At 46.4% G+C, this 19,314-nt stretch carries 24 protein-coding genes; 14 read left to right on the top strand and 10 right to left on the bottom strand.

Annotation, left to right across the window (positions count from 1 at the left end; translation table 11 throughout):
• The first annotated feature begins 66 nt into the window (after positions 1-66).
• The 5 genes from QXT17_RS08045 (at position 67) to QXT17_RS08025 (ending at position 3,837) form a co-directional block, all read left to right on the top strand.
• On the top strand, positions 67-339 hold the full coding sequence (locus QXT17_RS08045) for a MoaD family protein (protein ID WP_020962055.1): 273 nt from the start codon (positions 67-69) through the stop codon (positions 337-339).
• 41 nt (positions 340-380) lie between these two features.
• Positions 381-677, top strand: coding sequence for a winged helix-turn-helix domain-containing protein (locus QXT17_RS08040; protein ID WP_020962054.1), 297 nt, complete (start codon positions 381-383; stop codon positions 675-677).
• Between the two features lie 127 nt (positions 678-804).
• Entirely contained in the window at positions 805-1,731 is a 927-nt protein-coding gene (gene arcC, locus QXT17_RS08035) for a carbamate kinase (protein WP_020962053.1), read from the top strand.
• Between the two features lie 62 nt (positions 1,732-1,793).
• Complete coding sequence (locus QXT17_RS08030) at positions 1,794-2,777, top strand: transglutaminase-like domain-containing protein (RefSeq protein ID WP_020962052.1); 984 nt, start codon at positions 1,794-1,796, stop codon at positions 2,775-2,777.
• A gap of 1 nt (position 2,778) precedes the next feature.
• Positions 2,779-3,837 (top strand): hypothetical protein, encoded by a 1,059-nt coding sequence (locus QXT17_RS08025; protein WP_020962051.1) that lies wholly within the window; start codon positions 2,779-2,781, stop codon positions 3,835-3,837.
• Here the strand turns inward: QXT17_RS08025 and QXT17_RS08020 are convergent, their stop codons facing one another.
• Both QXT17_RS08020 and QXT17_RS08015 read right to left on the bottom strand, forming a co-directional pair.
• Positions 3,838-5,178: a TldD/PmbA family protein gene (locus tag QXT17_RS08020; RefSeq protein ID WP_020962050.1), complete on the bottom strand. Its 1,341-nt coding sequence runs from the start codon at positions 5,176-5,178 to the stop codon at positions 3,838-3,840.
• Entirely contained in the window at positions 5,175-6,620 is a 1,446-nt protein-coding gene (locus tag QXT17_RS08015) for a TldD/PmbA family protein (protein ID WP_020962049.1), read from the bottom strand. Before QXT17_RS08015 ends, QXT17_RS08020 begins: the two co-directional genes overlap by 4 nt.
• Positions 6,621-6,755: 135 nt before the next feature.
• Between QXT17_RS08015 and QXT17_RS08010 the strand changes: the two genes are divergently transcribed.
• Complete coding sequence (locus QXT17_RS08010; RefSeq protein WP_020962048.1) at positions 6,756-7,397, top strand: adenylate kinase; 642 nt, start codon at positions 6,756-6,758, stop codon at positions 7,395-7,397.
• Here QXT17_RS08010 and QXT17_RS08005 read toward each other — a convergent pair.
• The 8 genes from QXT17_RS08005 to QXT17_RS07970 all read right to left on the bottom strand — a co-directional run bounded on the left by QXT17_RS08005 (position 7,394) and on the right by QXT17_RS07970 (position 12,938).
• Positions 7,394-7,876, bottom strand: coding sequence for a hypothetical protein (locus QXT17_RS08005; protein ID WP_148681967.1), 483 nt, complete (start codon positions 7,874-7,876; stop codon positions 7,394-7,396). The genes QXT17_RS08010 and QXT17_RS08005 overlap by 4 nt on opposite strands.
• Entirely contained in the window at positions 7,863-9,125 is a 1,263-nt protein-coding gene (locus QXT17_RS08000) for a DUF58 domain-containing protein (protein WP_020962046.1), read from the bottom strand. Before QXT17_RS08000 ends, QXT17_RS08005 begins: the two co-directional genes overlap by 14 nt.
• Positions 9,122-10,081: a MoxR family ATPase gene (locus QXT17_RS07995; RefSeq protein WP_020962045.1), complete on the bottom strand. Its 960-nt coding sequence runs from the start codon at positions 10,079-10,081 to the stop codon at positions 9,122-9,124. Before QXT17_RS07995 ends, QXT17_RS08000 begins: the two co-directional genes overlap by 4 nt.
• A 16-nt stretch (positions 10,082-10,097) precedes the next feature.
• The gene (locus QXT17_RS07990) at positions 10,098-10,385 is read right to left on the bottom strand and encodes a hypothetical protein (RefSeq protein ID WP_020962044.1); all 288 of its coding nucleotides are present in this window, start codon (positions 10,383-10,385) and stop codon (positions 10,098-10,100) included.
• Positions 10,385-11,287 carry a DUF4129 domain-containing protein gene (locus QXT17_RS07985; protein WP_020962043.1) on the bottom strand — a complete coding sequence of 301 codons (903 nt, stop codon included), beginning with the start codon at positions 11,285-11,287 and terminating at the stop codon, positions 10,385-10,387. The genes QXT17_RS07990 and QXT17_RS07985 overlap by 1 nt, the downstream gene beginning before the upstream one ends.
• A gap of 82 nt (positions 11,288-11,369) precedes the next feature.
• On the bottom strand, positions 11,370-12,260 hold the full coding sequence (locus QXT17_RS07980; protein WP_020962042.1) for an ArsA-related P-loop ATPase: 891 nt from the start codon (positions 12,258-12,260) through the stop codon (positions 11,370-11,372).
• Positions 12,250-12,720: a methylated-DNA--[protein]-cysteine S-methyltransferase gene (locus tag QXT17_RS07975; RefSeq protein WP_020962041.1), complete on the bottom strand. Its 471-nt coding sequence runs from the start codon at positions 12,718-12,720 to the stop codon at positions 12,250-12,252. The genes QXT17_RS07980 and QXT17_RS07975 overlap by 11 nt, the downstream gene beginning before the upstream one ends.
• Entirely contained in the window at positions 12,720-12,938 is a 219-nt protein-coding gene (locus QXT17_RS07970; protein ID WP_020962040.1) for a hypothetical protein, read from the bottom strand. Before QXT17_RS07970 ends, QXT17_RS07975 begins: the two co-directional genes overlap by 1 nt.
• Before the next feature lie 63 nt (positions 12,939-13,001).
• Here QXT17_RS07970 and QXT17_RS07965 point away from each other — a divergent pair, with 63 nt between their 5' ends.
• From QXT17_RS07965 to QXT17_RS07930, 8 genes are all read left to right on the top strand, one after another.
• Complete coding sequence (locus QXT17_RS07965; protein ID WP_020962039.1) at positions 13,002-14,153, top strand: glycosyltransferase family 2 protein; 1,152 nt, start codon at positions 13,002-13,004, stop codon at positions 14,151-14,153.
• A gap of 93 nt (positions 14,154-14,246) precedes the next feature.
• On the top strand, positions 14,247-14,813 hold the full coding sequence (locus QXT17_RS07960) for a hypothetical protein (RefSeq protein WP_020962038.1): 567 nt from the start codon (positions 14,247-14,249) through the stop codon (positions 14,811-14,813).
• 19 nt (positions 14,814-14,832) lie between these two features.
• Positions 14,833-16,374, top strand: a complete 1,542-nt coding sequence (locus tag QXT17_RS07955; protein WP_020962037.1) for an acyl-CoA carboxylase subunit beta — start codon at positions 14,833-14,835, stop codon at positions 16,372-16,374.
• 8 nt (positions 16,375-16,382) lie between these two features.
• Complete coding sequence (locus tag QXT17_RS07950; protein WP_187147038.1) at positions 16,383-16,550, top strand: hypothetical protein; 168 nt, start codon at positions 16,383-16,385, stop codon at positions 16,548-16,550.
• A 56-nt stretch (positions 16,551-16,606) separates the two neighbouring features.
• On the top strand, positions 16,607-16,918 hold the full coding sequence (locus QXT17_RS07945) for an acetyl-CoA carboxylase biotin carboxyl carrier protein subunit (protein ID WP_020962035.1): 312 nt from the start codon (positions 16,607-16,609) through the stop codon (positions 16,916-16,918).
• Positions 16,919-16,958: 40 nt separating this feature from the next.
• Positions 16,959-17,603, top strand: a complete 645-nt coding sequence (locus QXT17_RS07940) for an MBL fold metallo-hydrolase (RefSeq protein ID WP_020962034.1) — start codon at positions 16,959-16,961, stop codon at positions 17,601-17,603.
• A 21-nt stretch (positions 17,604-17,624) separates the two neighbouring features.
• Positions 17,625-18,686 (top strand): phosphoadenosine phosphosulfate reductase family protein, encoded by a 1,062-nt coding sequence (locus tag QXT17_RS07935; RefSeq protein ID WP_020962033.1) that lies wholly within the window; start codon positions 17,625-17,627, stop codon positions 18,684-18,686.
• Positions 18,679-19,293 (top strand): restriction endonuclease, encoded by a 615-nt coding sequence (locus tag QXT17_RS07930; RefSeq protein WP_020962032.1) that lies wholly within the window; start codon positions 18,679-18,681, stop codon positions 19,291-19,293. The genes QXT17_RS07935 and QXT17_RS07930 overlap by 8 nt, the downstream gene beginning before the upstream one ends.
• Positions 19,294-19,314: the final 21 nt, after the last annotated feature.

Genomic DNA, 19,314 nt, shown 5'->3' with positions numbered 1-19,314 from the left:
TTTTTTCTTTTAGTCCTTCGGGGTAAAACTTTTTATTCCTTTTTTTTTAGATAGAAAGAGGGGAAAATGGTAAAGGTAAAATTTCTACTGTTTGCAACCCTGAGAGAAACATACAATACAAAAGAAATTGAGGTTGAATGCGACGGGACACTGAAGGATGCAGTTGTTAAGGCTTCTGAGAAGCTGGGAAAAGAATTCTACAATGAGATATTCGAGGACGGCTCCTACAGAAAAGACCGTATAATCCTTATCAATGGCCGGCACATACAGTTTGTAACAACACAGGAACTAAAGGATGGAGACACAATTGCGGTCTTCCCTCCAATAGCTGGTGGGTAGGCACGACACTAAAAGACTTCGGGATAGAAGTAAACTACAAAGTGTGGTTTACAAAAAACGGTAAACCAGTTCTGGGCAAAGGTGGCGTAGACCTTCTATTAGCAATAGATGAGGCGGGCTCGTTGCAAGCCGCAGCCCAAAAACTTGGATATTCATACAGCTTTGCATGGTCATACTTGAAAAAGCTCGAGGACAGCCTTGGAATTAGACTCGTAGAGCTCCATAGAGGTGGGGCCACAAAGGGCTGGGCTAGGCTAACAAAGGAAGGCAGAGAGCTTCTAGAACTATACAAGAAGATAGAGAACGAGATAGACAAGACTGTGAAAAGTTTTGAATAGTTTTCCTATATTATATAGTTCCCCATTTTTTGCCTGGTATTAATTATTGTATATCCTATTTTCCCAAATTATTTTTCTTCATAAATTTTCTGCTAAATATTTTTAAAAACTTCCCGCATATATTCATGTGAGCAAAGAACTAGTCGTAATTGCCCTAGGAGGTAACGCACTAATAAGGGCAGGACAGAGAGGCACTTTCGAGGAGCAGCTCTCCAACCTCTCTAAGATAGCTACCTACATTGTCCAGTTGGCCGAGAAGTATAGCCTTATAATAACACATGGAAATGGCCCCCAAGTTGGGAACTTGTACCTCCAGCAGGAGACAACAAAGGACGTGCCGCCCATGCCACTACATGCATGTGGAGCGATGACCCAGAGCCTCATAGGCTACATGATACAACAGGCCATTTCGACTGCTGATCCAAGCCTAGACGTGGCCGTTGTAACTACACGTGTAGAAGTTGACCCAAACGACCCAGCGTTTAGGTCTCCCTCCAAGCCTATAGGCCCATTTTATCCAGAAGACAGGCTCGAGGAACTGAAAAAGAAGGGATGGGATCTTGTACATGTACCAGGCAAAGGATGGAGAAGGGTTGTCCCCTCGCCGTTGCCGCGGAGAATACTCGAACTAAACGTTATAAGGAGGCTTATAGGAAACTCTGACATAGTAGTCGCCGTGGGGGGCGGCGGCATACCTGTTATAAAGCGTGGAGAGGGCTATGAGGGAGTAGACGCCGTTATAGACAAAGACTTAGCTTCCTCACTCCTCGCCTCCGAGCTTAACGCCTCCAGGTTCGTGATCCTAACTGACGTCGACGGGGTGTACCTCGACTATGGAAAGCCGACGCAGCGGGTGCTCCCGGAGCTTTGTGCAGGAGAAGCTCTCCAAATGGTTGGAAACGGCATGTTCCCTAGGGGGAGCATGGGGCCAAAAGTTGAAGCAGCAGCCCTCTACACACAGAAGACTGGGAAAGTGTCTGTGATCTCGCATCTAGACAAGATCCTCGACGCCGTAGATTTAAGGTTTGGAACTAGGATACTTCCATGTAAATAATTTGTCCAGGGAAGCAAAACATTTTTTAACACCTAAAATTCTCCATGAAATAGTGATACAAATTGAAGAAAGCATTATCCATTTTGCTTCTAATCCTATTGTCAAGCTTCATCACAGTCACGCATGAGGAAACTAGGGGCGTTATAATCACGGGACGTGTTACCTATACCATTACTGGAGGCTTCCTACTAAAAAACGACTATAATACGACTATTCGCGACTATGTCTACGTTTCCGTGCCTCAAAACACGTCCTACCAACAGAGCTTCGTTGTATCAATGAATCCCGCTCCTATCAGGTACGTGGTAGACGAGGATGGAAATACGTATGCGGTTGTATTCGTAGAGGCGGTTCCTGGCAGGAAATACTGGATAAATGTCACATACAGGGTTACAGTTTACAGCTATCAAGTAGACGAGTCTGCACATAAAGGCGCTTGGCCCCCCTTCGGCCTCGTCAAGAAATACACTACTACCTCTGGCTACTGGGACATATATAACCTAACCTTGATTGAGATAGCAAGAGAGGTTGCCTCAGCAAATACCCCCCTCGAGACAGTCACAAAACTGGCAAAATGGGTAGTCCAGAGAGTGAACTACCAAGTATATATGGGAAGGGCTGGTAGCGACCACGCATTAACGCGTACATGGATGGGCTACGCTATAACAGGAGACTGTGTGGAGGTTGCTGATGTCTACGTAACCCTAGCAAGGATTCTCGGGATACCCTCGAGGACAGCGTTCGGCATCATATTGGAAAAATACAACCAGGACATGTGGCTAAACTTCTCCACAATAGAAACTGAGGGGGAAAATCTTCTCCTCCACTGGGGAGGCCATATGTGGCCACAAGTATACGTCGACCCCTATGGATGGATAGACGTCGACATGCTTGACGGCCTCGTACCAAACGTCGGGATATACAGTGCGAGGCACATACTGTTTGGTGTCGAGGAAACCAAGTACTATGGGTCTTCTCTGTCTAGCACGGCGATACCAAGCTACCTTACACTCGAATATGTGGAGTACCACTTTAGAGGTGAATAATGTGAGGAAGCTCGGGGCAATACTGGCAACAGTCTTCATTTTGAGCCTGACGTTGCAGGCCATCAATATCCGGGCCCAGCCACGGTACTGGATAGGGCTCAACTTCCGTCTAACTTTTAACTCTGACGGAACCGTGACCGTAGACCAGAAGCTTCATCCATTCACGGTAGACGGGAAAAGCCTTCTCAACGATCCGGATGTGGCAAGAGACATGAATCAGTCTATTGCTCGGATGATAAGCTATTCGCTACTACTGTTTAGCGACAATCCAAAGCTTCTCAAGTACCAGGTATTAAAGTCGCTTGAGAAGAGGTATGGAGAGACGGTGCTATGTGACGTTACGGGCACGGGAAGAATGCAGGAGTTCCCAGGAGCCTATATTATCTCCGTAAAGATATGGCTAAACACGAGCAACTACGTGAGGCAACTCAATGGTTCACTTTTTGAAGTTAAGGTAAGGGACAGTTTTACGAGCACCGACCCGCGTAGCTGGCTGGACGTCCTGGAGGTCTATTTCAACGGGACAGTCTTGCAGGGCTATAGATGGGAGCCTCCCTACGCGCATGGTCCGCAGGAAACCCAGGGAAGGCTCGTGTGGGTAAACCATAACGAGCAAGAGGCGCCAGACTTCTATGTGTTTCAGCTAGTTATACCGGGTCTTGTAAAGGTGGGCGAGCCGCCGGAGGTTAAAGCAAAAATAGTTTCTGCAGAGGTTCTCGGCGACGGTCTGCATGTAGTGGTACAGAACGTTGGCACAACGAGTGGCTATGTTTACGTTAGGGCTCTTACGACCCCAGACCAGGCCAGGAAGGTATACCTCTATGTAAACGAGAAACAGGAACTGGTGTTTCCGGATGTGAGAAACGCCCCAGTGGAGGTTGAGCTCTACTCGGGGGACAGCATGCTTGACCGGGCAACCGCTACTAGGAGACAAGAAGTGTTTATTCCACCGGCTTGGCGTCCATACCTAATCATAATAATGGCCTTTGTAGCCGCCTTGCTAGTTTTTATCGTAATATTTTTTCTTCGTGAAGAAAAAGAGAGAAAAAGTAGTTTATAATTAGGCTGTGTGTTTAGAGGTGCCGACCTCCTTTACTAGGATGTATGGTGTCCTAGTGGGGGTCTCTACTTCCCACCAGTACATGTCATATGTTTCTTTTCCAAGTGCAACTATGTTTTGTAGTATTCTTGGGAAACTGTCCGCTATCCTAAGCTTTTTAGCGGCTCCAACTATTTCGCCGTTTTTGACTATGAGTATGGCGTCCCTGAGTATGGTGCTGAATGTTCCCTCTATGTAGTTCTGTAGCCTGGTGTACCAGTTGTTCGTGACTACGAGTCCCTCCTTCATCTCTGCGAGTAGCTCTTCGAAGCTGTGGTCTCCTGGATGTATATTTATGTTCCATACACGTGGGAATATCATGCCGGCGTTTCCGGTAGATTTGCCACCCATCTTGGACGCTGTCTTCGTGTTGTGGAGTATATTGCTCAATACGCCTTTCTCGATTATGGGTTTGCTGTAGGTTCTCAGGCCCTCGTCGTCAAACGAGGTGGAGCCTGGCAGTTCAGGGTTCCTTGGGTCGTCTAACAGCGTCAGTTTTTCTGTGGCCACTCTTTCGCCGGGCTTCTTGTTCATGAATATCGAGAAGCCCATCATTATGGAAGAAGCTGTAGCCATGTCGGCGATATAGTTAAAGAAGTTCCCGGCAACCATTGGTGAAAGCAGGATGTTTGTTTTGCCGGGTGGGTATTCTTCCTGCCTCCTAGACTCATATGCAAATCTGGAAGCGGTCTCGGCGACTTCTTCTATCTTCTTCATGTCTAGGCGCCTTGAGCCAAGGCTCCACTGTCCAGAACCATCTCCGGCAAAAGACCTTAGGTAGACCTTTAGGTATGTAGAGTCCTCTACGAGTTGTGCGTCTTTACTGTTTACTAGGCATTTTTGTTCATACGTGAGTTGTACCATGCCGGCGAAGGTGTCGATCTTGTACCTGTTGGCAGACTCGACAATGGCCTCTGAGACGGGCGACGGGTCTTCTATTGCCTTCAATAGCTTCTGGTCTACTAGTCCTGGTAGTGGTTCATGCTTTTCTGGGCTAGGCAACGGAGCGTAGAGCATCGAGGGCGGGATTTTTTCATGCATAGTCAACAGCGAGTCTATGGTCTTGTAGACCTGGTCGAGGTTGTGTATAGGGATGTCTGTTCCCAGTATCCTCTGGCCCTTGACAAGGTATACTCCAGCTACACGGTCTGTCCAGTTCTGGACAACGCTTGGCTCCCCGTTTGCAAACTTTACCATTACGCTTTCTCGGCTATACGTCATTACGGCTACTTCTTCGAAGCCAGCCTTCAATGCATGTTGCTTTATCTTTTCTCCAATCTCTATCAACATTTCCCTGCTCATCCTATCACCCTCAACTTAATGTTTCTTACACGAACATTTGGGCCACCAAACCAGACAGGTACACCCTGCATTGGCTCTCCTTTGCCGCATGTCCCCGCATAGAAGGCTAGGTTTTTGTCTGCGGCGTCCACGTTCGAGTAAAATGTCTTTGTTGTTAGTTCGAGCACGGGGTTCCTGACGAGCCCCTTTAGCTCTCCGTTCTCGATTAGGTATGCCTCCAGCCCACCGTACCGCTGGCTCCACCGCTCGTCGTCGATGTTCCACTCCATATAGCTCTTGATGTACACCCCGAACTTAATGTCCTCGATTAGTTCTTCAAACGTGTGGTCGCCGGGGGCAAAGTAGGTGTTAGCCATTCTAACAATCGGTTCTCCCTCGTGGCTCATAGCTCTTGCCGCCGCATTGCTGTGTGTATTGAAGATGGAGGCCGTCCACCTATTGTGCAGGAACTCGTTGATGATGCCGTTCTTGCAGAGGTACCTTGGCCTAGCTGGAACCCCCTCGTCGTCGTAGAGGTAGAAGCCGTTGCTCCCGGGAATAGTTGGGTCATCAATTACTGTTGCATATTCGCTTCCGATCCTTTCGCCCAGCATGTTAGGCTTTATGAAGCTTTTTCCAGCCTGTGCAGCTTCTCTGCCAAGTATCCTGTCTGCCTCGCTGGGGTGTCCACAGCTCTCGTGTACCATTAGCCCAACTATCTCGCTTCCAACAACGACGTCGACAGGCGTGTCTACTGGTGGCTTAGTTGCCTCTAGCAGTATTTTTTCAAATGTTTTAACGTCTTCTGGCAGATAGCCGTGTACATTCCACTGATTTATAAGTTCATATCCACCGGAGGCTGCATGCGAGAAGAATCTCTGTATCACGCCCTTGCTCGGCAAGGACACTACGACGTTGTATCCTAGGGAGAGCCTGGGTATCCTGCTCTTTATGTATGCCCCATCTGTGTTAACGATTATTTTTTCTTCGAGGCTTTCACCGTAAAAAGACGTCATGGTTGCGACTTTGGCCTGGCTGATAGCTGTGCTTACATTTTTCCAGAGTTCCTTGTGATAGTTGCTTTTCTCCTGGAAGTCGACGTCTTCAGGTTTAACCTTGGCAGTCGCCTCGTATGTGACTCTTCCAAGCCTTTCCTCGCTAAACACGATTGGCTTCTTCTGTAGCTTTGAATGAGACTTCGCCTTCTTGTATGCTTTTTCTACTGTTGCCAAGACGTCTTCCTGTGTAAGTGAGCTCGTAGAAGCAAAACCCAGCGAGCCATCAACAATTACTCTTACAGCTATTCCCTGGGAAAAAGACTTCTCTGCCCCTATAATCTCCCCGTTGCGGGCCGAGAGCCCACTCCTCGAAATAGAGTGGTAACGCGCCTCGACGTAGGTTGCGCCTAGCTTTTCGCCGTGAGAAACAGCTTTTACAACTAGGTCTTCAAAGTTCCAGGTCATTTTGTTCAAGAAAGTAAAATGCAAAAAACATATTTGTCTTTCCATGTTTTACACAAAGGAAAGCCTACAGCTGACATGTTATATCACACTTGTATATAGAAAAGTTAAAGAACATGGTCAACTCGCAAAACAGGTATGAAACTGGTCTTCATTGGTCCTCCCGGCGTGGGTAAAGGCACATATGCAAAAGCTGTCTCAGAAAAATTCGGGATACCCCATATTTCTACTGGCGACATCTTCAGAGAAGAAATAAAGAAAGGGTCTGAGCTCGGAAAAAGGGTAAAAGAATTTCTAGACAAGGGTCTACTCGTCCCAGACGACATAGTGATCGAGGTTGTAAAGCAACGCCTCTCTATGGACGACTGTAGGAAGGGCTTTATCCTTGACGGGTTCCCGAGAACACTTCAGCAAGCAGAAGCCCTTGAACAGTTTGCCAGTCCGGAGTGGGCTTTCCTTTTCCAGGCCAGGGACGAAACTATACTAGAAAGGCTGGGCGGGAGAAGGGTATGCCCAAAATGTGGCGCTATTTACCACATAAAGTACATGCCGCCAAAGGTTCCAGGGATATGCGACAAGTGTGGAACTCCACTCATCCAACGCAAAGACGATACCCCAGAAGTCATAATGGAGCGTCTAAAAATCTACAGGGAGCAATTTACACCAATAATCTTGTTCTATAAGGAGCGTGGAAGACTAGTCGAGATAGACGCCAACGAGCAAGCAGATAAAGTAGTCCCTGTAGTCATAGAGAGGCTCAGAAAACTATACAACGTCTAGTCCAGCCTCCTAAGGCTACGGACAGCGTAGATATAGATGAGGGCAATACCAACTGTAGCCACGACAATTGCCTGAATTGGAAGCCTTTTTGAAAGTTCTTGACTAATCGAGACCCAGAGGTAGAAGATAAGGATAATGACGGAGTAAAATGGCAAATAGTACCTTGCAAGATAGTAGACTCCCCGGACCTCACTGTACATGAGAATCTCAAAGAAGTCTCTAATAATCAGTATGGTGATTATTTGGGCAAAAAGAACCCCAGCCGGATAGTTTAATGCGCCTAGAAGCGCCAAAAATATACAGTAAGCGCTAGTAAACACGTTTAGCAGAAGAGGACTTTTATAAAAATAGGAAATTAAAGTCCCAGTAAATATTAGGATAAGTATAAGCTGAATCACCAGCGATGGAACAAGCACCACTGTCTCTAGGGCCACAATAGAGAAAATAGCTATAGCGGTGAAAAGTTCACGCATATGCACTTAACATCGCCTCAACCAATCTGAGCAACTGGAAGTCAATCTTCAGATCTCTACCTGAGCCAATTACTCCAATTATTCCTTTCTCCCAGACCTCGCTTAGTCTACTGACTACTTGTTTCTTCTCGCCCTTGCAGTATTTTTCAACGATCCTAAATGGATTAATAGCGATAGGTACAACTGTATAGCCCCTGGAAACCGCCTCTCTCAAAACACCGTTGCCGGAAGGCTCGGTGAAGGCCGAAACAACGAAGATCAGGGATCCACTCTTAGTTAGAAACGGGGAAGTAAGCTGAAAGACTTCAGAAAAGTCTACGAGCGGTTTAAACTCAAGGCACTTGACGTCAGCAAGTGAATGAAGAATCCTGAGCATGTGTCTCTTACCGAAGCCTGGCCTGACCCAGTCACGGTAGCTACCAGTCACGAGCAGGGATACCCTGTTCCCCCTCTTTGTCAAATAGTTTACAAGTGTGGCTGTCAGCTCCACCATCTTGTCTACAACTACGTTTGTCAATTCTTTGCCAAGCAATCTATTGCTTGGCACATCCAAGACAACTAGGCATTCCAGAGACTTCTCTACACGATATGTATTCACGAAAGGCTTTCTAGACTTTGCGACGGCCTTCCAGTTTATTCTTTTACCTGTCAGCTCATGCGCTTCTGCTACTTCCTGGAACTCGAAGCCCTCGCCCGGCGTATTTGAGGGTACCTCTCCAGCCATGTGGGTTGTCCGCGCATATGGCATTTTCAGATAGCTAACTCTATGCATACGGGGCAGGAAACCCACAGTCTCCGGTGGCACTTCTAAAACCTTTCTCCGAGTGACAAGAAACGGGTCCAACTGCCAGACCTCTAGGGGCCCCACTGGGAAATGGCCTCTCAGATCAGAAGACAAAGCGTAGACAAACGCGAACTCTTGGTGGGGCTTTAAAGCTATCAACACGTGGGGAAGCTTCTCGTCAACTTTTAAATTGATGGATAACTTTTCTTCGAGCTCGAGGAGGACGTCTCGTCCCGAAAGATTTTTCACAGCGATTTTTACCCTTATGGTGTCCCCTACAAATGTTGTGCTCGGAGTAATTTCACGACGAACTTGTAAAAGAGAAGGGTCTATGGGAGTCTGATAGATGGCTAGGAGAACGGGTAAGAATAACGGAATAGAAAGAAAAGACACAAACCATTTCTGGAGTATAATTGAAACGGTAAGGATTACAAGGCCTGTGAAAACAAGGAAAAACCCCTTGGGAGTCAAGCTTTTCCACCAAAGTCCCTTGGCACTTCAACCCTCTGCAGGACTCTATCGATAAGAATCTCGGGGGTCAGCCCTCTTACTAGCGACTCGGACTTCATGACTAGCCTGTGGGCCAGAACGCTGGGAGCTATCTCTTTAACGTCATCTGGCAAAACATAGTCGCGTCCCCTAATGAAGGCCAGTGCTCTACTTGCTTTTAGAAGGCTCTCGGTTCCCCTAGGGCTTACCCCTACCTCTACCTCTTTTAGTTCGCGGGTTGCCCGACAAATATTGACAATATATGTGAATATTGTGTCGTCCACGTATACATCCTCCACCTTCTTTACCAGCTCTAAAATGTCGTTTTTGCTTAGAACCTTTTCAACATCTGCCTGATCCTTCTTTCTCTCAACACGTTTCTTGAGGATCAAAACTTCCTCCTCATATGATGGGTACCCCATCCTTATTTTAAGGAGAAACCTATCAAGCTGTGCTTCTGGCAACGGGTACGTCCCCTCGTACTCAATGGGGTTAAGTGTAGCAATAACCATGAAAGGTGTCTCTAGCTGGAAGGTTACACCGTCGACCGTTACTTGTCTCTCTTGCATGGCTTCGAGAAGTGCGCTCTGTGTTTTTGGAGGAGCTCTATTGATCTCGTCGGCTAAAAGAAGATTGGTAAAGATTGGCCCCCGTCTAAACTTAAAAGTAGAACTATGCATATCGAAGATGTGGCTACCAGTGATATCTGCAGGCAGAAGGTCTGGAGTGAACTGTATTCTCCGAAACTCCAGGTCCAAAACCCTCGCGAAAGTAGATGCGAGAAGCGTCTTTGCTAGACCCGGATAGTCCTCGATTAGGACATGTCCGCCTGAGAGAAGAGCGACCAGCAATTTTTCGACCACGTTCCTCTTTCCGATGACAGCTTTTTCTATCTCGGTGAAGACTTTTTCCAATTTCTGTTTTTCGGGCGACGACATTTATTTCACTTTTCGTCTATTCTGTTTGAAAAACAAATTTAAGAAGTTTTGTCTCGTCTTCGACACTAATCTTTCCCTCTAAGATTTTGTCGATAAGCGAACTCTCTTTTTCTTCTACCTCGGGAATCATGCTGGGAGAATACTTGAGATATGGCGCTAGAAATTCGAAAAACACAAATGACAAAGCTAAAGCAGACATTAACCATAGGACAGTCCCCGGGAAATTGTCTATGAAAAAGCTAACGCCGCTAAGTCCTAGAAGAATTGCTATGTAAGCTGTCATTATTTTTTCTCGTTTTTTCATTAGATAGACACCCCTTCTGGGACATTTAACGTTGAATATATTCTACGGAGAGCGCTCAAGGCAAGAGCTCGATGCTGCTCACCTAGCGGGTAATTGCTGTACAGTGCCAATTCAAAGAGGCCTGTAAGCTCTTGAACTGCTTCTCGGGGGAGAGCCGGAATCAATGTAACAATTATAGACATGATTTCCCGGGCAGTCCATGATTTCTCAATCTTTACCCCGCGTCCCTCAACTGTCTTGCAAAAAGAATTATACAACCTTACGATTTCATGCCTGAGGTCACTTTCGGGCGCCTCAATTCTTCTAAGAGCTGTTTTTACCTCGCTTCTAACTTCCCTACTTAAACTGTCTTCTTCTTTTCCCTTTAACTCTCTTTGAAACTCTACATAACCAACAAACATGGCTAAGAGGACTACAAATCCAAACGAGACAATTGCTAAAATTAAAGGAATCTGGAAAGCAGAAACAGTCGAGCCCAGCTGTGTAGCTGAAGCATTATTCGAGACTACGAAAGGTCCACCTATAGAACTATTTTGGATGCTCATGTTACTTGTTGAACCAAGAAATTCAGTAGCTCTCCTACTCTTTTCTTGCTCTTCATATATCGCTAAGAGAATAGGAAGCATGGCAAGAAAGATCAATCGTTCCCACTTAGGCTTTCTAGTCTTAGATAGAGGCTCCTCATTCTTTTCTGACCTGAACAACTTGACTAGAATCTCAATGATTTCACGGCGATAAAAGACTATCACAAGGGCAAAAAAGACGAGAAAAAGGTCCGCCAGCCAGCTAAATACTACCACAACGTCGCTTCCCAACGGAGTGAATCCTGACTGGCTATAACTTGAAACCATAAGAACTAGGAGTATATAGAAAAATGCTATGAAAGCGGTTATTCGCTTCATCAACCCCTGGATAAAAACCTAGTCTGACCTTTTAAATTTTAGGCTTTCTCACAAGAAAAAAGCAAGAACCTTTGTAGCTTACCTAGAAAACGACTGACTCTATTTTCTCTAGGTCTTTTTCACTAATTAATTTCCTAAGAGCGTTAATTCCTCTTGGAGACGGATCAAACCTTGGGACTCTAAATATGTCTAGTTTTCCCTCAAAAGTTTCTTCAAATTTTTTGAGATATTCTTTCTCCTCCCCGGAGAAAGAAACCATGTTAATGAAGAGGAACCTTATGGGGACAAACTGGCTTAACTCTTGATATGCCCTTACCGCTACCTGAAAATCTATCGGGAATGGACGTGAAACAAGCGTAGCGAAATGAGAAGCATTTTTTAAAAAGCTTAGAACGTCCTGTGCCAGTAAACGCCAAGAATCGATAAGCTTTAGCGGCTCCTCGGAACCCGTCCTTATCTTGTCAAGCACGCCCTTAACCTTTAGGTAGAGCTTTACCGCCTCTCCGAGGTGCTCATAGAATTCCTTCTCGATTTTTAGCATCCTGAGTCCCCCTCCCGTAGCAACAGTGTCCCAAACAATGATGTCGCAGGTAAGGTTCCTAAAGAGCTCGTATATGTAATAAAGAGTGAACTCCTCTACTATCCCGGGGGCGCCAGCCACATAATCTATTATCTCGGGGCCCACTGGAAATATGCTGGAAGCAACCCTGTAAACCTCGTCTCCGAAACGCTTCTTCCACAAATCAATTATCTTGTCCTCGAAAAGCTGTTCCACGACAAGGTTATCCATTACCTTTACGGGCTCATATGTCAAGGGGAGCTCGAGAACGTCATGCAGAGAGGGCATAAAGTCAGACGACAAGAGATAAACACTGTAACCTCTCTCCGCTAAAGCGACGGCAAAAGCAGAAGAAATAGTTGTCTTGCCAACGCCCCCCTTCCCCCAGAAACTCAAAACCCTTTTAACGACCATTCCCATCACCACACATGCTTCTCTCTAAGTCGAGCAACATTTTCTTCACGTCTACACCCAACTTATAGCCTCCTAGACCCTTCACTGATACTACTCTGTGGCAAGGTATAATTATTAATATGTTGTTTTCAGAGAGGATTCTGCCCACAAGCCTGGGGGACCTAATCCCAGCGCTTACAGCGAGCTCTTTATATGTTATTGTTTTTCCGCAGGGTATGCGTGTAACTTCTTCCAGGACTCGGCGCCTCGAATATGGGCCCTGGACGACGGGCTTGAAAGAAAAAATTTGCCTCTTCCCGTCCAAATATTCGGTCAATTCTTTTTCGAGCAAACGTATAAATGAACCCTGGGGGTGCTTCCTGTATTCTGGGACATCCAGAGTATCCAAATAAAAAACCTTTCCTCCGTCGACTAGTCCACACAGCTTTCCAAGCTTCGTAGAGAAGCATCCATATTCCACTATTCCTCACTCCTCTCCTCAAAGTACACCTTCACAATATTGCCTACGACGCTAACACGGTACTTGGACGCCAACCTTTCTATGGAACTTGTCACAACGTCTCGGCTGAACCCTCTTTCCAAAAGCGTTGAAATAAAGACTCTTCCGACACCGTTAAGCTGGTCTCTCCTAGCCTCTTCTAGAATAACTTTTTCGCACTGTTCTACTAGTTCCTCCATCTATCTGATAGACACTAGAAAAGCTTATTTTATTTATCTAGTAGATGGTGTGGAGGCACATATATGTCGAGTACACTCTTGCAAGTTTACTCTTCACGTGAAGAAGCACAACAAAAGGTTTCCATAATTATACCGTCATATAGGGGCTCCGACAGGCTGTTGAAACTCGTTGAAAAAGTTGCTAGTCTCCCCTATCCCAGTAAAGAACTCATAGTCGTAGTGGACGAACCGACCCCCCTCGTAGCTGAAAAACTCAGAAAAATCCCTGGTGTGAAAGTGGTAATACGTGAAAAAAGGGCCGGAAAAGTCTCAGCGCTAAATACAGCTCTAAAAATGTCTACGGGAGACCTAGTCGTGTTCCTCGACGATGACGTCGCAATCGAGGACGAACTATTTCTCCACAAAATCGTTGAAAAAATGAGAGACTATGATATCGGCGACATCAAGAAAGTAATTGTAGCCTCGGGACTGCTATCAAAAATGGTTTACATAGAATACGTGTCCTACAACTTTGCAAGCATGCTAATGGGGAAACTCGCCAAGCGAACAATAGCCGTGAACGGTGCGGCCTTCGCTATGAAACGAAAAGCACTCGAAGAAATAGGCTACTTCCAGCCATCTGTCTCAGAAGACTTCGACATAGCTCTCAGGTCGTTCAAAAAGAAACACAGGTTCACATATATAGGTGAAACATATGTCCTGAACTATCCTCCAGAAAACATCTCAAAGTGGTTTAAGCAACGTAAAAGGTGGGCGATAGGCCTAGCAATATGGCTTCAAGAAAACTTCCTGGAAGCTTTGACTGCAACCCTGAAGATGCCGCATGTCATAATCCCAGCATTAATCTATGCTTTGCCATCCCTACTGACAACTCTCTTAGCATTCTCCCTTTACAACCACTCTATAGAAAAAACAGCCTATCTGGTAGCACTCACCCTCTCCACGTTCATCAACCAGTTCCTCCCATTCGCGTCAATCATAGCCATAAACATACATCTCTCATATCTCTTAACCGTTGGAGCTTTCTTTATTCCACTTGTTCTATTCTCTCTATGGCATTACATTGCGGCACGAGTAGTAAAATCAAAGACATATTTGTATCTTTACCCATTGTACCTATACATATACCAATTGTTCTGGCTGTCAATACTCCTCGCAGGCTTTCTCAGAGTATTGATCCTTAGAGACAGGAAAGTAGAAGACTGGGTCGTCTAGTCTTCGCTCAGAGCTTTCGACAATTGTTTAACAAAAATTGCACAACCGTTTTATACCACAAACAATTTACAACAAAAAACAGGTGCGCTCCAGATGACGATCGTCATACGTTCATCCCACAGGTCCTATATCTCACCTAATCCACTATCATCCGTAGACAAATACCTCCATGCATCAGCAAACCTCCTAGTATTTAACCCGCCGACGGCTCCAGTAATCGAGATACGTCAAGGATCAATAACCCTCGAACTACAGGAAAAGGTAGTCTTCGGCACCACAGGCAAAGCAGAGATTCTAGCCGATGACAAGCAAATGGAATCCTGGAGGACAGGCACAGCACAAAACACCCTAACAGTTAAAACCAGCGAGACAGCTTACCTAGCTATCAAGGGCCTAGTCATTCCAACCAGCTCACTACAGCCGCTGAATCCGGGAACTACACTTACAACAGTCAACCCGAACAGCGTTCCCGACAAGATTCTCGCCGCTCTAAAAGTTCCACAGGGTCTACGTGCACCCAATGGAGACTGGCTGGAGGCCGTTTCAAAGTTGCAGAGACATTTATCCCTTGTATCAGACGCGGTTCAACGTGGAGCCGAGCTAGTCAAGATAAGGGTTAGCGGAGGGGAATTTGAGGCGTGGGTTCTTGAACTCGAATAAATAGGTCGAGGTAGGTGCAATGTCGAGTTTTCCAGATATTCTAGATAAGAGAATGCAGACGCTAAGGCCTCCCGAAGACTTCTTAAAGAAAATCCACGAGCAGGGCCGCCTCTCAGCCCACGAAAGGCTAGAAAAGTTGCTGGACAAAGACTCCTTTATACCCCTTCACCGCTACATAACTCACAGGGCGACAGGCTTCGGAATGGAAACAAAGAAAGCCTATGGCGACGGCGTCCTGGCTGGTCTAGGGACAGTAAATGGACGTAAGATAGCTGTGTATGCACAGGACTTCAGCTTCATGGGTGGAAGCGTTGGAGAAATGCATGCATCAAAAATTGCCAGAACAATAGAGCTAGCACTCAAGCTCGGGGTCCCGCTCATAGGTCTCAATGATTCGGGTGGAGCAAGGATACAGGAAGGCGTCGACTCGCTTAAGGGCTATGGCGAGATCTTTTACAGAAACGTGTTAGCAAGCGGAGTAGTCCCCCAAATAGTAGCAATAATGGGACCAGCCGCAGGAGGCGCGGTATACTCTCCGGCCCTTGCAGACTTCATTATAATGACAAGGAAGAGCTACATGTTCATTACTGGGCCAAAAGTTGTCAAAGCATCTATAGGGGAGGAGGTCACATTTGAAGAGCTAGGAGGCGCGGAGGTACATGCAACAAAAAGCGGGGTAGCCCACTTCCTGGCAGAAAACGACGACCACGCAATAGAAATCATAAAGACGCTCCTAAGCTACCTGCCAAGCAACAACACAGAGGATCCTCCCTGCATCGATACAGGAGATGACCCGTTCAGGGAAGACCCACAGCTAGATAGCATTGTCCCAGAAGACCCGCTAAAACCGTATGACGTCAAAGAGGTAATCGACAAGATATTCGACAAAGGCTCATTCTTGGAGGTCCATGCGCTTTTTGCAACAAACGCCGTTGTAGGATTCGCGAGGCTCGGGGGGTGCCCTGTCTGTGTCGTGGCTAACCAGCCGGCGGTTGCCGCTGGAAGCCTAGACATAGATTCTGCAGACAAGATCTCTAGGTTCGTCATGTTTTGTGACGCATTCAATTTTCCAATAGTCACGCTGGTAGATGTCCCAGGCTTCCTGCCCGGAACATTCCAGGAGCATGGAGGCGTCATAAGGCACGGAGCTAAAATCATCTATGCATATTCCGAAGCTACGGTTCCCAAGATAACCGTCATTATGCGTAAGGCTTACGGTGGAGCCTACATAGCTATGTCAAGCAGGCATCTAGGTGCAGACTATGTATTAGCATGGCCCACTGCAGAAATAGCAGTCATGGGTCCCAAGGAAGCCATAGAGATCATATACAAAAAGGAACTTGAAAAAGCACAAAATCCAGAAGAGCTAGCAAAAGAGTTTGCAGAAAAGTACCGCAGAGAAATCACTACCCCATTCTTTGCAGCTTCAAGGGGATACGTCGACGACGTTATCCTGCCGCGGGAAACAAGAGGATACATATTCAAGGCGCTGGCTTTCCTGAGGGACAAAAGAGAGAAACATGCTAGGCCGCCACGTAAACATGGAATACCTCCAGTATAGTGATCAAGATGGAGCCAAACAGGAGGGCAATCATACTAGCGGCCGTCATAGCCTACCTAGAGACAAAGAAGAGAAGAACCAAACACACCCTACTCCAGCGGGAAGCTGCATTCAACGCTTGGAGAATAGGATATTACATTGACATATCTGAGCAGGACATTTTAGCTGCATACTAAGGTGGTCGCCTACGAGAAAAAAGTTCCTAGTAATATTTGAAGGAGAAGCATACGAGGTGGAAGTAGAAGTACCAGAAGGAGAGCCTTCCCTACAAACAGTCTTATCTGTCTTCCAGACAGGCGTAATAAAGAAAGTCGAAGCTCAGCCGACAGCCAAAGACACAATAATCGCCCCCATCACGGGAAAAATTAACCAGATAGTCGTTTCTCAGGGGCAAAAAGTCTCCAAGGGAGACGTAATTGCAAAAATCGAGGCAATGAAGACACTCATCGAAGTCAAATCCAACCTTGAGGGAACAGTTGCCGAGATATATGTTAAAGAAGGAGACGTCGTGAAACAGGGACAGCCCATACTAAAAATTGTTTGACACGCAAAGAATAAATTTCTGGCAAGTCTAAAATGTTAACATGGGTACAATAGAATACAAAGGAATAACCATCACACACTTTTTACACGCGTCCTTCAAAATAACAGGCCACAACACAACCATCTACATCGACCCTTTCCAGATATCCTCAGAGCCCCATGACGCCGACATAGTTATCTGCACACACGACCACTATGACCACTGCAGTCCCGATGACGTGAAAAAGGTGGCCAAAAAAGACACCGTCATCATCGCAAGCACAAACTGCATGGCGAAGGTGAAACAGCTTGGACTAGAATACAAGCTCCTCAACCCCGGAGACAAGATAGAGGTCAGGAACGTTGCAATCGAGGCGGTTCCAGCATATAACATTGGGAAAAGGTTCCATCCCAAAGAGTATAGGGGGATAGGCGTAGTGGTCAGGATAGGTGGAGTAGCAATATATCATGCCGGCGACACAGACCTCATCCCAGAAATGTCTAACCTGAGAGGAAAAGTCCAGGTAGCACTCTTACCAGTGAGTGGCACCTACGTAATGGACTGGAACGAGGCCGTTAAGGCCGCAGAAACAATCATGCCGGAAATAGCGATACCAATGCACTATGGAGCAATAGTCGGCAACAAGAACGATGCCGAAAACTTTGCGAAAAAGCTCGCAGGCAAGGTCCGTGTAGAAATAATCTAGAGCAAAAGTGAAGCCTCCGTGATGGAGAGATACCCCGTTTTCAATTCTGGCCAGCTTGTAGGCTATGTTAGGACCTTCTCGGACTTCGTCGAATACACACATGGAGACGTGGCAAAGATATTTCTTTGGTCTAACGACTCTGGCTCACTCTATACTGGAAATGGGCCATTCTATAATGCCGTATACGAGCCGCCCACAAACGAGAGTCTCGCGAAACGCTTCGACAACGTAGACGAAAGAATTAACTACATTCTTGCAAAGTACGGCAAGAACATCGAAGGAAAACACATAATGGCAGACCTCAGCGGCGGAAAAGACAGCACAGCTAACCTAATCCTTCTGACAAAGCTGAGAGAAAAAGTCAGCTTCAAGCTTACAGCTGTATACATCCACATGCCCCTACTAGAGCCCACCGAGAACTACAGCTTCGTGGAGAAGATAGCCTCAAAACTAGATGTCCCCCTCGAAACAACCACGCCGGACAAAAACAAGCTACTCTACTATATGGCTACCCAGGGGCTCCCGAAGAGGGGAGACAGATGGTGCACATACCTTAAAACACGGAGCCTTAGAGAAGTAAAAAAGAAGATAAAAGCAGAAATAGAAGCTAAGGCAGAGAGGGCGCTTGAGGCCGGCAAAAGATACGAGCGTCTGTCCAGCCTAGCAAATAAGGGCATCTACCTTAATGGGGGAGTAATAAACCTCGTACACGACCTGACAATAACCGAGATAGCAGAATTACTGAAAAAAGAAGGCCTCGTCCACCCCCACTACATCCAGGGCTTGCCGAGGGTTAGCTGTAGATTCTGTCCCTACAGGGGCCTATACGAGCTCAAGCTGTCCGAGAAACACGAAGTAGAAGACGAGGGAACCATAGACTCGATCCTAGCAAGGACATATAGAGAATACTATTCACAAGTGTCAACACTAGAAGAATTCCTTACCTATCATCTATGGCGCTTCACCCCATCAGTGGCAAAGCTGAGGCTACAAGAAGAAAAGGAAACTCTACACAGCGAAAAGCTCACACTGGACCAAGCTCGAGAAATGTTCTCAAGCCTATGGGTGGCCAGCCGTGGCTAGCAAAGGACTATGGGTGGAAATGCTTGCACAGCTCATACTAGAGCTAGAAGGCTACACAGTGGAAAAGACCAGACACACTCTTATTGTAGACGGGAGACCCATAGCGGAGATAGACCTCGTAGCAAAGAAGGAAGGAGAAACATACTACGTAGAAGTAAAGTCAGGAAAAATCTCCGTCACGGACATCCGGCAAGCATACACCAATGCGAAGCTAGCCGGAGGAAAACCACTCATAGTTGCCAGGGGATTCTCCGACGAAGCGGCCAGAATCACGGCTAGGGAACTAGGAATAGAGGTTCTACTCATCCCAGACTATTTCCACCTCATAGACACCGAGGAAATAATGCAAATAGTGGAAGAAACAGTATATCTCACACTAGAAAAACTATTTCCCACGCCAACTAGCCCCCTTAGTGAAGAAGAGCTAGCAACAGTCAGAGCACTGGCAAACTCGAACACATTCGAGGAAGCCGCAGACAAACTAGGTGTCTCCAAACAGGAGCTCGGACAAAGAATCAGCAAGCTCAAAGAAAAAGGAGCAATAACAAAGACATCCCCCTACCGTCTACTCAGACTACAGTCCAAGTTACTCCTCTTGTCCCAATAGCTTTATATACTTTATGCTCAT

Source organism: Thermofilum sp., from assembly GCF_038871435.1.
Lineage (GTDB): Archaea > Thermoproteota > Thermoprotei > Thermofilales > Thermofilaceae > Thermofilum > Thermofilum adornatum.
The sequence above is the reverse complement of the archived record's forward strand: the minus strand, read 5'-3'. Positions and strand labels throughout refer to the sequence as shown.